Below are 13,538 nucleotides of genomic sequence, written 5' to 3' on the forward strand. Positions count from 1 at the left end.
ACGGCTACTCCGGTTGCTCCGGTTGTGATGGCCAAACCGCGTTTGGTTGTTCTTGCCACGCTCTTCGGCGTACTGGCCGTCGCAGTTGCTCTGGTGTCCCTGAGCTACGGCACTACGAAAATCCCGGTGAGCGAGGTTCTAGGCGCTCTTCTCGGTACGGGCGACAGCGGCACCATGCTCGTCGTCAGGGAGTTCCGGCTGCCACGAGTGGCTACGGGTCTTCTGGTCGGTATTGCCTTCGCGGTGTCGGGTGCGTTGCTGCAGACGCTTTCGCGTAATGCCCTCGCTAGCCCCGACATCATCGGGGTGAACTCGGGTGCGTCGGCTGCAGCCGTTTCGGTCATCGTGTTCGCCGGAAGCGCCGGTGGCGTCTCGGGGTTCGCCGCGAAGGTGGGAGTGCCTCTGGCGGCGATCGGCGGCGGGCTGCTCGCGACTCTGCTTGTGGGCCTGTTGTCCATGCAGCGAGGTGTAGTCGATGCAGGCCGGGTGGTCCTCATTGGCGTAGGTGTAGCCGCAGCAGCGAACTCACTCGTCGCCTGGCTCCTAGTCCTCGGTGACGTGATGGACGCGGGTCGAGCCGCCGCCTGGCTTGCAGGCTCTCTCAACGCCCGGTCGTGGGCTGACGCGACACCTGTCGCTGTAGCCGTGGTCGTGCTGGTTCCACTTGCCATGACGTTCGGACGCGACTTGTCGGCGCTCGTACTCGGTGACGACGTCGCGTCATCCCTAGGCGTCCGGGTCTCCCGCACGCGGCTAGCCCTGCTCATCATCGCCACCCTGCTTGCGGCGGTCGCGACCGCTGGCGCCGGTCCAATCGCCTTCGTGGCGTTGGTATCACCGCAGATCGCGCAGCGCCTCGCGAAGGCGGATCGGCCACCACTGATGGCCACTGCGATGTTGGGCGGCCTGTTCGTCGTACTGGCTGATCTGGTTGCCCGAACCGGTCTGGAGACCCTTGGGGTCGGGCCGTACGAATTGCCCGTCGGGGTGGTTACCGCCGCTTGCGGTGCGCCGTACCTGATCCACCTGATCGGCCGTCAGCAGAAGGGACGCTGAAACCGTGTTCGTCGAGAACATCACCCTCGCGTACGGCGCTGGGCCGACGATCGTGTCGGGCCTGTCGCTGGAGGTGCCGGCCGGTCGCGTAACCGCCATCGTCGGGCCGAACGGTTCGGGCAAGTCCACCCTGTTGCGCGGGATGAGCCGCCTGCTGACGCCTACCACCGGCCGGGTTCTGCTCGACGGCGACGACATCCACCGGCTGCCAGCCCGCGAACTCGCGCGCAAACTCGGCATCCTGCCGCAGGGCCCGATCACGCCGGAAGGCATCACCGCGGCCGAGCTGGTCGCGCGCGGACGGCATCCCCACCGCGGGTTGTTCGCACGCCTGTCCTCCGATGACCAGCAGGCGATCGAGGAAGCCCTGACCGCCGTCGAACTGCTGGAGCTGCGTGATCGCCCGGTCGATCAGCTCTCCGGCGGTCAGCGTCAGCGAGTGTGGATCGCGATGGTGCTGGCCCAGGGCACACCGCATCTGCTGCTCGACGAGCCGACCACCTACCTGGATCTGGCCCACGCGGTGGACGTGATGAACGTCGTACACGCGGCCGCTCATCGCGCCGGACGAACGGTGGTCACCGTGCTGCACGACCTCACCCTCGCCGCGCAGTACGCGGACCACCTGGTCGTGATGGGCGACGGCGCCATCGCCGAACAGGGCCCGCCGCGCGACGTACTGACCGAGGCCCTGCTCGCGGAGGTGTTCGGCCTGCGCGCGACGGTGGTGGAGGTCGGCGGAGCGCCGGTAGTGGTGCCGGATCGTACGCTGGCCCGGTGACGTATACCGCCCGCCGCATCGCCGGCCTGCTGGACGAGGAGCTGCCCTGGCTCTCCGTCCGTGCCGCCGATCGCGTGCCCGGGCCGGACTGGATCTCCTGCGCGGAGCTGGTCCAGTCACAACAGGCCGGGGCTGACCCGACGGCCGCTTGGCGGGCCGCCTTGGCCAGGGAGTACGGCCAGCAGTACGGGGTGGAGCCGCCCGTGCAGGTCGCCGCGATGTTCGTGCTGATGTGGTACGTCGGCGTGCCCGCGCTGGTGGCAGGACTTTCCGGCGCGCTGACGGGGGTTTCGCCCGATGTGTCACCCGCCGCGCTGGCCTTCCGGCGCCACCCGACCCAGCACTTCCCGACCGAGGTGGCCCTCCTGTCGGACCGGGTGATTCCGCTGGAGGTGGCGGCGGTCCAGCTCGAGGAACATACCCGGGCCTTCCTGGAGACCTTCCGGCCCGAGGTGAAGCTCAGCAGCCGCCAGCGGTACGGCGCGGCCGAGGACGAGTTGCGTCGGGCCATCCAGACGCCGGAGGAGGCGGAGTTCGCCAAGGAGACGGCCTCGGCTTTCGGCATCGACCTCGGTCAACAGGTCCGGACCTCTTGTTGTTTCTTCTACGCCTTGCCAGGTGTGACGCCGTGTGGCGGTTGTCCCCGGATCTGCTGATCCAGCGCTGGATTCCGGGCCGGACACGCGGACGCGGAATATTGTCGGTGGGCCCTGGCATTGTCTGACCTATGACGATGTCACGGAGCAGTAACCCGCTGTCAGTTGTCCGTGCCGTGGGCCACGGATAGGTTCGCAAGCGAGATGACCGAGACTCCGATGGGCCTCAGTACGGCTCCGATCGGCTCCCGCGAGGAGGCCGAGGGCTTTGTCGCGATGGTCTGTTTCAAGCACGGGCCACCGCGATTACACGGCGTCGAGCTGGAGTGGACGGTGCATCATGCGGACGATCCGCATCGCCCGCTCGACGCGGCACAACTGAGTTCCGCCCTTGGCGTGCACGCGCCACCCACCCTGGTCCCGGACAGCCCACAGCTTCCGCTCGGCCGGGGTTCCCTGGTCACGGTTGAGCCCGGTGGCCAGGTTGAGATCTCCGGGCCGGCCGCGGCCTCGGTGTCACAGCTGATCGATGACACCGCCGCCGACGCCGCCGAGCTCACCGCCCTGCTTGCCGCCGCCGATCTGGTTCCCGGCGACCACGGCCTAGATCCGTTCCGTCCTCCCCGGCGCCTGCTCGACGTACCGCGCTACGCCGCGATGGAGCGCGCCTTCGAGCGGCTCGGCCCGCACGGTCCCCGGATGATGTGCAGCTCGGCCGGCCTGCAGGTCTGCCTGGACGCGGGGGAGACCGCTCAGCGCTGGCAGGCCCTGCATGATCTGGGCCCGACGATGCTGGCCCTCTTCGCGAATTCCAGTCATCGCGAGGGTGCCGACACCGGCTGGGCCTCCGCGCGGACCGAGGCCACCTTCGGTACCTGCGCGCCGTTCACCGAACCACCGCCGCGGCCGACGGCCGATCCAGCGGCGGACTGGGCCCGGACCGCGATGGAGGCGCCCGTGCTCTGTTTGCGCCGCGGCGACAGCTGGGACTCACCACCCGGTCTGACTTTCGGCGCCTGGGCCGACGGCGCCCTGCCGGGGGACCGGCCGACGTACGACGATCTCGACTATCACCTCTCGACCTTGTTCCCGCCGGTTCGCCCGCGCGGTTATCTCGAGGTCCGCTATCTCGATGCCCAGACCGGCGACGGCTGGGTGGCGCCGACCGTGCTGCTCAGCGCGTTGATGGCCGGACCGGACGTGGTCGACCAGGCCTTGGCCGCGGCCGAGCCGGCTGCCGGGCGCTGGCTGCCCGCCGCCCGGAACGGCCTGGCCGACCCGTTGCTGCTGGAGTCGGCCCGGGAGGTGGTCGAGGTGGGCACGAATGCCTTCGACCGCCTCGACATCGGCAACGACCTGGCCACCGTGGTCGGTGACCGCCTGCACTCCATCGTCGACGACCTCAACGGAAGGCGAGCTTCATGAACTCCCACCAGCTGTCCGGCCTCACCGCCGAAGGGCTGCGTACGTTTGTCGCCGAGCAGCTCACCCGCTCTCGCGCGCGAACGGTCCAGCTGACCGACTCGGTCGATACCGACGACCTGGTTCGCCAGCACTCCCGCCTGATGTCGCCGCTGGTGTGGGACTACGCCCACATCGGCAACCAGGAAGAGCTCTGGCTGGTTCGCGACGTCGGCGGCCGTGAGCCCGTTCGGCAGGACATCGACGAGCTGTACGACGCCTTCAAACACGCCCGGGCGGATCGGCCGGCGCTGCCGCTGCTCGGACCGGACGAGGCCCGGGCCTACGTCAGCGAGGTGCGGGACAAGGTCTTCGACGTGCTCGACCACGTCCGGTTCGACGGGCGCGAGCTGGTCGACAACGCCTTCGCCTTCGGCATGATCGTTCAGCACGAGCAACAGCACGACGAGACGATGCTGGCCACCCACCAACTGCGCGAAGGCGTGCCCGTGCTCGACGCGCCGCCGCCTCCGCCGGGCCGCCGGTTGCCCTCGGCCGAGGTGCTCGTGCCAGGCGGCGAATTCCTGATGGGTACGTCGACCGAGCCGTGGGCCCTCGACAACGAGCGGCCCGCACATCCGGTGCGCGTCGCGCCGTACTTCATCGACACCGTGCCGGTCACGAACGGCGACTACCTGGCCTTCGTCGACGCCGGTGGGTACGACGATGAGCGCTGGTGGTCCCCGAACGGCTGGGCCCATCGGCAGAAGGCGAGCCTGGTCGCGCCCCGGTTCTGGCAGCAAACGCCCGAAGGCTGGTTCCGGACCAGGTTCGCGCATCGCGAGGCGTTGCCGCTGGACGAACCGGTGATGCACGTCTGCTTCTACGAGGCCGAGGCCTACGCCGCCTGGGCGGGTAAGCGCCTGCCCACTGAGGCGGAGTGGGAAATGGCCGCGCGGTTCGACCTGGCGACGGGCCGGACCAGGCGCTTCCCCTGGGGCGACGAGAACCCCGGCCCGCAGCACGCGAACCTCGGCCAGCGGCATCTCCGTCCGGCCCCGGTCGGCGCGTATCCGGCCGGTGCCTCGCCGCTGGGCGTCGAACAACTCGTCGGGGATGTCTGGGAGTGGACCAGCAGCGACTTCACGCCGTACCCGGACTTCCGCGCCTGGCCGTACGACGAGTACTCGCTGGTCTTCTTCGGCCCGGACTACAAGGTGCTGCGCGGTGGTTCGTTCGGCGCGGACGAGATCGTTGCCCGCAGCACCTTCCGGAACTGGGACTACCCGATCCGGCGGCAGATCTTCGCCGGCTTCCGCTGTGCGCGGGATCCACGGCCAGAGGAGCTGGGCTAATCCGATGTGCCGCCATCTGGCGTATCTCGGGCCGATCGTACCGCTGGCCGAGCTGGTTCTTGATTCACCCCATTCGCTCTACCGGCAGAGCTGGGCTCCGGCCGACATGCGCGGCGGTGGAACCGTCAACGCCGACGGCTTCGGCATCGGCTGGTACGACGCCACCGGCGCGGCGGTTCGGTATCGCCGCGACGTGCCGATCTGGGCGGATGAGAACCTGCCCGGCCTGGCCGCGTCCATCCAGACGGGCGCGGTTCTGGCCGCGGTCCGCAATGGCACTGCCGGTATGCCGCCCGGCGAAGCCGCCTGCGCGCCGTTCCAGGACGGGAACTGGTTCTTCAGCCACAACGGCGTCGTGCGCGGCTGGCCCGACTCGATCGCGAAACTGGCCGAGTCGCTACCCGTCACGGACTTGATCCGCCTCGACGCCCCGACCGATTCCGCGTTGCTGTGGGCCTTGATCCGGCACCGCCTCCGCGCTGGTACGGCGGCGCCCGAGGCCGTCTCGCAGGTGGTCGCCGAGGTGGTTGCGCTCGACCCGTGGGCGCGGCTCAACTTCCTGCTCACCGACGGCCGGCAGATCGTCGCGACCAGCTGGACCCATGCCCTCTCGGTCAAGGCCACGGTGGACTCCGTCGCGGTCAGCTCCGAGCCGTGGGCGCTGGCCGACGGCTGGGAGCCGGTGCCGGACCGGTCCCTGCTGGTCGCCACCCAGACTTCCCTGGCGGTAACACCGCTGGATCTCGATGACTCGACGGAAGGACCACAGTGACCCTGATTGATCCCACGATCGACATCCACCTGACTCCGGACTACGCCTCGCGCGCCCTCCGGGCCGACGCGCGGGCCGGACTCACGGCCGAGCCGAAGTGGCTCGCGCCGAAGTGGTTCTATGACGCGCGGGGCAGCGAGTTGTTCGAGCAGATCACCCGGCTTCCGGAGTACTACCCGACCCGGGCCGAGCGCGAGATCCTCGACGCCCGGGCCGGCGAGATCGCGGCCCTGACCGGCGCGCACACCCTGGTCGAACTCGGTTCCGGCTCCTCGGAGAAGACCCGGCTGCTGCTGCAGGCCTTGCACGACCACGGCACGCTCAGCACGTTCGTCCCGCTGGACGTATCCGAGGTCGCGCTGCGCGACGCGGCCCGGGCGATCAACGCGGACTTCCCGGCCCTCACCGTGCATGGAGTGGTCGGCGACTTCACCGCGCATCTGGACCGGCTCCCCGGTGAAGCCCCTCGGGTGGTCGCGTTCCTCGGTGGCACCATCGGCAACCTCCTACCCGCCGAACGGGCCGAGTTCTACACCTCGGTCCGGGCCGCGCTGGAGCCCGGCGAGTGGCTACTGCTCGGCACGGACCTGGTCAAGGACCCGGACGTGCTGGTCCGGGCGTACGACGATGCCGCCGGGGTGACCGCCGAGTTCAACCGGAACGTGCTGCGCGTGCTGAACCGCCAGCTCGGCGCGGACTTCGAGGTCGAGGCCTTCAGCCACCGGGCCATCTGGGACCCGGAGAACGAGTGGATCGAGATGCACCTGCGGGCCGATCGCGCGATGAGCGTGCTCATCCCGGAGATCGGCCTGGAGGTGGAGTTCGCCGAGGGCGAGGAGCTGAGCACCGAGGTGTCCGCCAAGTTCCGCCGCGAAGGCGTTGAGGCAGAGCTCACCAAGGGTGGTTTCGCTGCCGGCGCGTGGTGGACCGACAGCGAGGACCGCTTCGCGCTTTCGCTCTGGCAGGCGCTCTAGGTCTTCTTGCGGAACCCCGGTGATTACTTGATCCGCTCCGAGAGGTGCACGGTGATGGTGTCGCCGGGGTTCTTGCCGATCAGCGCCCGTAGCTCGGCCTTGACCGGCAGCTTGTGCGTGCCGTCGCCCAGCGCCATGAACGAGCTCTCGAACGGGTGCCCGTCCATCGTGCCGCGCACCTTCACCAGCCCACGCGTGCCGAAGAACTCGGCCGATCCGTCCATCTTCACGTAGGTCCAGCCGCCCTTGGCGTCACTCTGCAGCAGCTGAGCCGTGAATTCCTTGTCGAGCTCCATCGTCGTGCTCCCTTTCGCTTGGCTTCTTATCTGGGAGTAGAAGCCACTCAGCCATTCTCGACATCCCGTTCTCATCTTTTTCGTTCAACGGTCCGAAGTGTCTGCTCTCAGTAGAAAGCCTCCGGTGGAGGGCGGAAGCGCCCTAGGTTCGGAGGCATGATCCTCGACATCGATGACCTGCCGCTGCACTACGAGGTGTACGGCGAGGGGCGCCCGATCGTGTTCCTGCCGCGCTGGGGTGACCAGCTCAGCGAGAACCGGGACCTGCACGAGCCGGTGTTCGCGAACCGCCCGGGCTGGCAGCGGATCTACCTGGACCCGCCGGGCCACGGCGAGACGCCAGGCCGCTCCTGGATCAAGGGCCTGGCGGGGTTCCAGCAGGTAGTCCAGCGCTTCATAGACGAACTGATCGGCGACCGCCACTTCGTCATCGCCGGCGCCTCGGCTGGTTCGTTCATGGCGCGCGGAGTGCTGCGTGATCGCTTCGACCAGGTGGACGGCGTACTGCTGCGGGTCCCCGGCGTGGTGCTCGACCCGGACAGCCGGACCGTACCGGCCGAACAGCCGGGCATTCTCGACTCCGAGGACTACCAAGCGGCGTACAAGCTCAAGCAGGAGCGGTACTACGCTCCCGCGGAGCAAGCGGCTGACCTGGACTTCCTGGCGGAGGTGGTCGGCGATCTTGGCGCGAGCACCTACAGCGTCGACAACTTGCCTAAGCCGTGCGAAGTGCCTGCGCTGATCGTTACCGGCCGCCAGGACACCGCCACCGGGTACGTCGACCCGTGGAGCCTGCTGCCGGACTACCCGCGTGCGACGTACGTCGTACTTGATCGGGCCGACCACGACCTCCCGGTCCTGCAGGACGCGCTGTACCACGCGCTCGTCACCGACTGGCTCAACCGCATCGAGTACCCGTAGTGGCATACCGCCCGTACAAGTCGAAAGGCCGGTCGCCTTGGAGGGAAGGCGTCCGGCCTTTCAGTACTAGTTAGAAGTTCGGCACTAGTTAGAAGTTCGGCCAGGCCCAGCCGAGGTAGTTGGAGAAGTACGGCATTCTGGCGCTACCGATGGCTCCACCCACGCTTGTCGCGACGAAGTAGCCGCCGCCCTTGGAGACACCTACGTGGCCGTACGGCGCCGCGAGGTCCCAGTAGACGAGTGCGCCCTTGGGCGGGTTGAGGTCGCCTCGATGGGCTGCGCCTCGTGCCACCGCGTCGTTCCAGCCGGCCTTCGCGGAGGCCCAGATACCGGTCTTGCCGTACGAGTTCTCCGCCGCCTTCTCACACAGGCCCTGGTACGCCGTGGAGCCCATGCGGGCGTTGAACCACGCGATGGCCCGGTCGGCCCGCGGGTTCGCCGTACACAGGGGAGCGACCAGGCCGGTGCTACCGGTGTTGACGTACGCGTCGGAGACATAGCCCTTCCCCGGGATGTGGTCCCAGATCAGGCTTCGGCCGAACTTGCCGGTCACCGGCTCGCCGTAGATCTGGCAGTCGATCTGGATCGGCCCGTCGGGTTGGTTGCCGGCCGACCCGAAAGTGGTCGCGTTGCCGGTCCGAATGGTGACACCGGCCCCCGAGTCGGTCACAACCGTTCCAGTCGCCAGTACGGCGGTGGCAGTGGTCGGGGCGGTGGGAGCCGCGGAGGCGGTGGCAGCGGGCAGAACGATCAAACTCAGTCCACTGGCAAGTACGGCGGCGGTGACGCGGGAGATGGCGGTTCGCATCATGTTGTCCCCTTCTGGGTTGCGATTTGGCCGTACATGCAGAGAATCAGAGAGTCACGGTGTTGTCGCAGTGGGCAACGACCTACAACTGACCACTATCAGCCGCGCAATCGGCTCGAACGGGGGTTCGGCGTGCGAGCAGCACAGGCCCGGCAGGTGATCGGCTTGCGCATGCGTGAGTTACGGGAATCCGCGGGCGTACCACTGACGAAGGCCGCCGAGCAGTCCGGCTGGGACAAGGGCCACCTGTCCCGGGTGGAACGCGGGCACACCAAGCCCAGCCGGGAGTTGATCGAGTGGTACGACGCCGCCTTCGGCGCGGGTAGTGCCCTGGTCGCGCAGGTGGTTGATCTCGACGCCGCCGTCCGGGCCGACCGGGACATGGCGTTGCGGGACATGCGTAAACGTGGCCCCGAGCTCAACGCGCCGATGTTGCTGGGCGGTTCCGTTCCGGCCGACCACCACGCGGAGGACCGGGCCGAACTCGTCGGCGAGACCGTGCCCGACGGAACCCGGATCGTGCGGGGCCAGAGCTTCGAGAAGAGCTGGGATATCCGGAACAGCGGGGAACGCCCGTGGACCGGCAGGTGGCTCACCCGGCAGGGCGCCGCCGGCGTACCGGGATGGCTGCGGTCACCGGCGCGGGTCAGCCTGCCCGACGCGCTGCCCGGGGAGACCGTGACCGTGCGGATGATGCTGCAGGCCCCTGAACAGGCCGGATCCTCCACGGCGTACTTCAAGATCACCGACGAGGCCGGGCGGCTCTACTATCCGGGGCTGGAATCACCGCCGGTGTACTGCACGATCTTCAGCACCTACGAGGAATGATTGCCCTTGTTTGTGCCGCATGTGGCGATTTCCGGCTAGCCCGGCCATCACTCCTGACCTATGGTGCACGGGTCCTGCCCGCCCGTGATCAGGAGAGAATCACGTGAGTATTCGACTTCGAGTCGTCGCGGCCACCGCGGCGCTCGCCCTTGTCGGCGTGGCTCCGCCCGCCGCCACCGCAGCCGGGCCGGCCAAGCTGACAGACCCGGTCACGCCGTCGATCCCGCAGCGCTACCTGGACCAGCCGGTCTCCTGGTCGACCTGCTCGTTCGACGCGACCATCAAGGCCGCCTATCCGCAGGCGCCGACGACCAGCTGCGCCGTTGTCAAGGTTCCGATGGACTGGGCCAATCCCGACGCCCACCCGGACATCAAGCTGGCGATCTCGTACAGCAAGGCCACCGGCGTCTCGAAGGGCCTCCTGACCACCAACCCGGGCGGTCCCGGTGGCGCGGGCCTGAACTTCTCTGCCGCCCGTGCGACCCGCAAGACCCAGCTCTTCAGTGACTTCGATCTACTCGGTTTCGACCCGCGCGGATTCGGTCAGAGCGAGGCACTGCGCTGTGTCACCACGGCGGAGAAGCTGAACGCACTGCCGACCACGCCGGATTACAAGGAGCGCACCCGCCAGACCCACAAGGTCGAGGTGGCCGAGGCCAAGCTTCAGGCCGAGGCCTGCTCCTCGACCGAGTTCGGCCAGTTCGTCAGCAGCCAGCAGACCGTGTACGACATGGACTTCCTGCGTGAGCTACTGAAGGCCCGTCAGCTGAACCTCATCGGTTACAGCTACGGCACCTGGCTCGGCGGCTGGTACGCCGACACGTACCCGCACCGCACCGGCCGGATCGTGCTCGACTCGAGCATGGACTGGACCCACACCCAGTGGCAGAACGTGAACTTCGACCCGTTCTCGGGCCAGCGCCGGCGCGACCAGCAGCTGTTCCCCTGGATCGCCCGGCACGCCGACCAGATCCAGGGCCTTGGTAAGACCGCGGCCCAGGTGAAGGCCCGGTACAACGGCATCCGTGCGCAGACGGTCTCGCTGTACAAGTCCGGTGAGGGCACGCTGCGCGGCGACGACCTGGACGGCGCCATCTACAGCGCGATCTACAGCAACACCCGGTTCATTCGCGCGACGCTCGACATCCTCGTGTACGACGAGTTCGTGACGGCGCCGTCGGCGTCCGGCGAGGTCGAGCTCGGGCACGTCGACCGGGCCTGGGCACGTCTCGCCCCGGCACTGCAGGCGTACGACACCCTGGCCGCCACCCGCGCCCGGTACGGCGTCTCGGCCGCGGCCAGCCCGACCCTGCTCGCCGCCGCCAAGGTCAACACCCGCACCTCCGTACTCGACGACGCCCGTGAGCAGGCCGCGGCGGCCCCGAGCGGCGATACGGAGATCAACCTCGGCCCGATTGGTACCACCGTGCGGTGCAACGACACCGCCTGGAGCAAGGACCCGAACTTCTACCTTCGCGAAGCCGACAAGATGGCCCGCAAGTACGACTTCTTCGGGTACATGAACGGCGTACCGATGTGCGCCTTCTGGAAGTACGCGCCGCAGGACCGCAAGCTCGACATGGTCGGATCGCCGAGGATGCTGATCGTGCAGAGCGAGTTCGACCCGGCCACCTCGTACGAGGGCGCTTGGCGCACGCACCGCGACACCCTGGCCGCCACCCGGTTCGTCGGCATCGACGACGAGGGCCAGCACGGCCAGTACATCGGCAACATCTCCTCCTGCGTCGAGGCGATCGGTGACCTGTTCGTCTTCCGCGGCGAACTGCCCGGCAAGAACCAGGTCTGCGGCACCACCCCGCTGCCGGCCGAATCCGCGGTCTACCCGGTGGTCGGCCCGGTCGACGGCAAGGCAGTCCCGCTGCCCAAGTCCAAGGCCCGCACCGCTCCGACCAAGGCCGACCTCCTCAACCAGCAAATCGACGACATCCTCGCCAACAACACCCTCCGCTAACCCATCCGAACCGGCCCGCGCCTCCCACGGGGAAGGCGCGGGCCGGTTCTATTTGCCCGGCGCGATTTGGTCGTTCAATGCCGCGACCGTTCCAACGAGGCTTTGTGGCAACGGTCATCCAGCTGACCGCGGTCTCGTTGCCGTTGCCCTGAGGGGCGGGGGAGGAGGTGGGGAACTACGATCGGCGGGTGCTGACGAGTGAGCGGGGCCCTGGGTTTGTGGACTTTTGGACGGAGCGGCATTTGTGCACGCTCACCACGGTTCGCAGGGACGGGACGCCACACGTTGTGCCGGTGGGGGTGACAGTGGAGTTCGAGGCGGGGATCGCGCGGGTGATCTGCTCGGGTGGCTCGTACAAGGCGCGGTTGATCCGGGCCCAGGGCGAGGCGGCCGTCGCGGTTTGCCAGGTCGACGGTAAGCGGTGGTCGACGTTGGAAGGCCGGGCGGTTGTGCGGGACGAACCGGAGCAGGTTGAGGAGGCCGTACGGCGCTACGCCGAGCGGTATCGGCAGCCGCGGGTCAATCCTGAGCGGGTGGTACTCGAGATCACCGTCACAAAGGTGCTCGGCAATGTCTGACCTGACCGTGGTCGGGATCGGCGCCGACGGGTGGTCCGGACTCGCAGCGGCGGGCCGTGAGGCGGTCGAACGGGCCGACGTGGTGATGGGAAGTGCCCGTCAGCTCAAGCTGGTCCCGTCGACAGGGGAACAGATCGCTTGGCCGTCGCCGCTGTCCGAATCGCTTCCAGGCCTTCTAGCCCAGAACCGCGGCCGCCGGGTCGTCGTACTGGCTAGCGGGGATCCGACCTTCCACGGCATCGGTACGACGCTCACGAGGCTTCTCGGCGCTGACGCGGTTCGGGTGATCCCAAGTCCGTCGAGTGTTTCCCTGGCCTGCGCGCGACTCGGGTGGGCCCAAGACCAGGTGGAGGTGGTGAGCCTTGTCGGGCATCCTCTGGAACTTCTGCAGCCTCACGTTCAACCAGGGCGGCGGATCGTCGTACTGAGTTGGGGAGCGCATACGCCTGCGGAGGTGGCTGCGCTGTTGGTGGACCGTGGGTACGGCGACAGCGAGTTGACCGTGCTGGAGCAACTTGGCTCGGCTGAAGAGCGTATTCGCCGTGCTACCGCGTCAACCTTCGCGGAGGAGGACGTGAACAGCCTGAACGTCATCGGTATTACCTGTCGGGCCAACCCGGGGGCGCCGCTGCTGTCGACTAGCCCGGGATTACCGGACGAGGCGTACGAGAGCGACGGCCAGCTGACCAAGCGGGAGGTACGGGCCGTCACGCTCTCCAGGCTCGCCCCGACACCCGGGCAGTTGTTGTGGGATGTGGGCGGTGGCGCCGGCAGTATCGCCATCGAGTGGTCCCGGCATCACCCGAGCTGCAAGGCGGTCGCGATCGAGCAGGACGCCACGCGGGCCGGGCGGCTCACTCGCAACGCGGCCGCGCTCGGCGTTGTGGTCGAGGTGGTGACCGGGAAAGCGCCCGAGGCGCTGATTGACCTTGAGACGCCGCAGGCGGTTTTTGTCGGCGGAGGCGCTACCAAGACCGGGATGATCGAGACGTGCTGGCAGGCGCTCGCGCCCGGCGGCCGGCTCGTGGTGAACGCGGTGACGCTGGAGACCGAGGCGGTTGTCGCCAAGTGGTACGCCGAACTCGGCGGGGACCTGGTCCGCCTGGCGGTGCAAAGAGCCTCGCCCGTCGGTGGCATGACCGGCTGGCGAGCCGCCATGCCCGTAACAATCTGGAGTGTGACCAAGTGACCCGTGCCGCG

14 protein-coding genes are annotated in these 13,538 nt (G+C 68.3%); 12 read left to right on the forward strand and 2 right to left on the reverse strand.

Going from position 1 to position 13,538, the window contains the following annotated elements; translation table 11 throughout:
- Positions 1-27 precede the first annotated feature (27 nt).
- The 7 genes from ACFFGN_RS22540 to egtD all read left to right on the forward strand — a co-directional run bounded on the left by ACFFGN_RS22540 (position 28) and on the right by egtD (position 6,935).
- A complete protein-coding gene (locus ACFFGN_RS22540) occupies positions 28-1,056 on the forward strand; it encodes a FecCD family ABC transporter permease (RefSeq protein ID WP_380050948.1) in 1,029 nt (342 codons plus the stop codon).
- A 4-nt stretch (positions 1,057-1,060) separates the two neighbouring features.
- Positions 1,061-1,837, forward strand: coding sequence for an ABC transporter ATP-binding protein (locus ACFFGN_RS22545; RefSeq protein WP_380050950.1), 777 nt, complete (start codon positions 1,061-1,063; stop codon positions 1,835-1,837).
- A complete protein-coding gene (locus ACFFGN_RS22550) occupies positions 1,834-2,493 on the forward strand; it encodes a (2Fe-2S)-binding protein (protein WP_380050952.1) in 660 nt (219 codons plus the stop codon). Before ACFFGN_RS22545 ends, ACFFGN_RS22550 begins: the two co-directional genes overlap by 4 nt.
- 144 nt (positions 2,494-2,637) lie before the next feature.
- Positions 2,638-3,858, forward strand: a complete 1,221-nt coding sequence (locus ACFFGN_RS22555; protein WP_380050954.1) for a glutamate-cysteine ligase family protein — start codon at positions 2,638-2,640, stop codon at positions 3,856-3,858.
- The gene (gene egtB, locus ACFFGN_RS22560) at positions 3,855-5,189 is read left to right on the forward strand and encodes an ergothioneine biosynthesis protein EgtB (protein WP_380050956.1); all 1,335 of its coding nucleotides are present in this window, start codon (positions 3,855-3,857) and stop codon (positions 5,187-5,189) included. The genes ACFFGN_RS22555 and egtB overlap by 4 nt, the downstream gene beginning before the upstream one ends.
- Positions 5,190-5,193: 4 nt before the next feature.
- Positions 5,194-5,961 (forward strand): ergothioneine biosynthesis protein EgtC, encoded by a 768-nt coding sequence (gene egtC / locus ACFFGN_RS22565; protein ID WP_380050958.1) that lies wholly within the window; start codon positions 5,194-5,196, stop codon positions 5,959-5,961.
- Positions 5,958-6,935 carry an L-histidine N(alpha)-methyltransferase gene (gene egtD / locus ACFFGN_RS22570; protein WP_380050960.1) on the forward strand — a complete coding sequence of 326 codons (978 nt, stop codon included), beginning with the start codon at positions 5,958-5,960 and terminating at the stop codon, positions 6,933-6,935. Before egtC ends, egtD begins: the two co-directional genes overlap by 4 nt.
- A 23-nt stretch (positions 6,936-6,958) precedes the next feature.
- Here the strand turns inward: egtD and ACFFGN_RS22575 are convergent, their stop codons facing one another.
- Positions 6,959-7,231, reverse strand: coding sequence for a DUF1905 domain-containing protein (locus tag ACFFGN_RS22575; RefSeq protein ID WP_380050962.1), 273 nt, complete (start codon positions 7,229-7,231; stop codon positions 6,959-6,961).
- A gap of 156 nt (positions 7,232-7,387) precedes the next feature.
- Between ACFFGN_RS22575 and ACFFGN_RS22580 the strand changes: the two genes are divergently transcribed.
- Complete coding sequence (locus ACFFGN_RS22580; protein WP_380050964.1) at positions 7,388-8,152, forward strand: alpha/beta fold hydrolase; 765 nt, start codon at positions 7,388-7,390, stop codon at positions 8,150-8,152.
- Positions 8,153-8,240: 88 nt separating this feature from the next.
- Here ACFFGN_RS22580 and ACFFGN_RS22585 read toward each other — a convergent pair whose 3' ends face one another.
- Positions 8,241-8,963 (reverse strand): CHAP domain-containing protein, encoded by a 723-nt coding sequence (locus ACFFGN_RS22585; protein WP_380050966.1) that lies wholly within the window; start codon positions 8,961-8,963, stop codon positions 8,241-8,243.
- A 168-nt stretch (positions 8,964-9,131) separates the two neighbouring features.
- On the opposite strand from ACFFGN_RS22585, the gene ACFFGN_RS22590 reads away from it, so the two are divergent.
- From ACFFGN_RS22590 to cbiE, 4 genes are all read left to right on the forward strand, one after another.
- Entirely contained in the window at positions 9,132-9,788 is a 657-nt protein-coding gene (locus ACFFGN_RS22590; RefSeq protein ID WP_380050968.1) for an NBR1-Ig-like domain-containing protein, read from the forward strand.
- A 103-nt stretch (positions 9,789-9,891) separates the two neighbouring features.
- On the forward strand, positions 9,892-11,760 hold the full coding sequence (locus ACFFGN_RS22595) for an alpha/beta fold hydrolase (protein ID WP_380050970.1): 1,869 nt from the start codon (positions 9,892-9,894) through the stop codon (positions 11,758-11,760).
- Positions 11,761-11,978: 218 nt separating this feature from the next.
- Positions 11,979-12,338, forward strand: a complete 360-nt coding sequence (locus ACFFGN_RS22600; protein ID WP_380051037.1) for a PPOX class F420-dependent oxidoreductase — start codon at positions 11,979-11,981, stop codon at positions 12,336-12,338.
- Positions 12,331-13,527 carry a precorrin-6y C5,15-methyltransferase (decarboxylating) subunit CbiE gene (gene cbiE / locus ACFFGN_RS22605; protein WP_380050972.1) on the forward strand — a complete coding sequence of 399 codons (1,197 nt, stop codon included), beginning with the start codon at positions 12,331-12,333 and terminating at the stop codon, positions 13,525-13,527. The genes ACFFGN_RS22600 and cbiE overlap by 8 nt, the downstream gene beginning before the upstream one ends.
- Positions 13,528-13,538: the final 11 nt, after the last annotated feature.

The organism is Kribbella deserti, assembly GCF_042434725.1.
GTDB lineage: Bacteria > Actinomycetota > Actinomycetes > Propionibacteriales > Kribbellaceae > Kribbella > Kribbella deserti.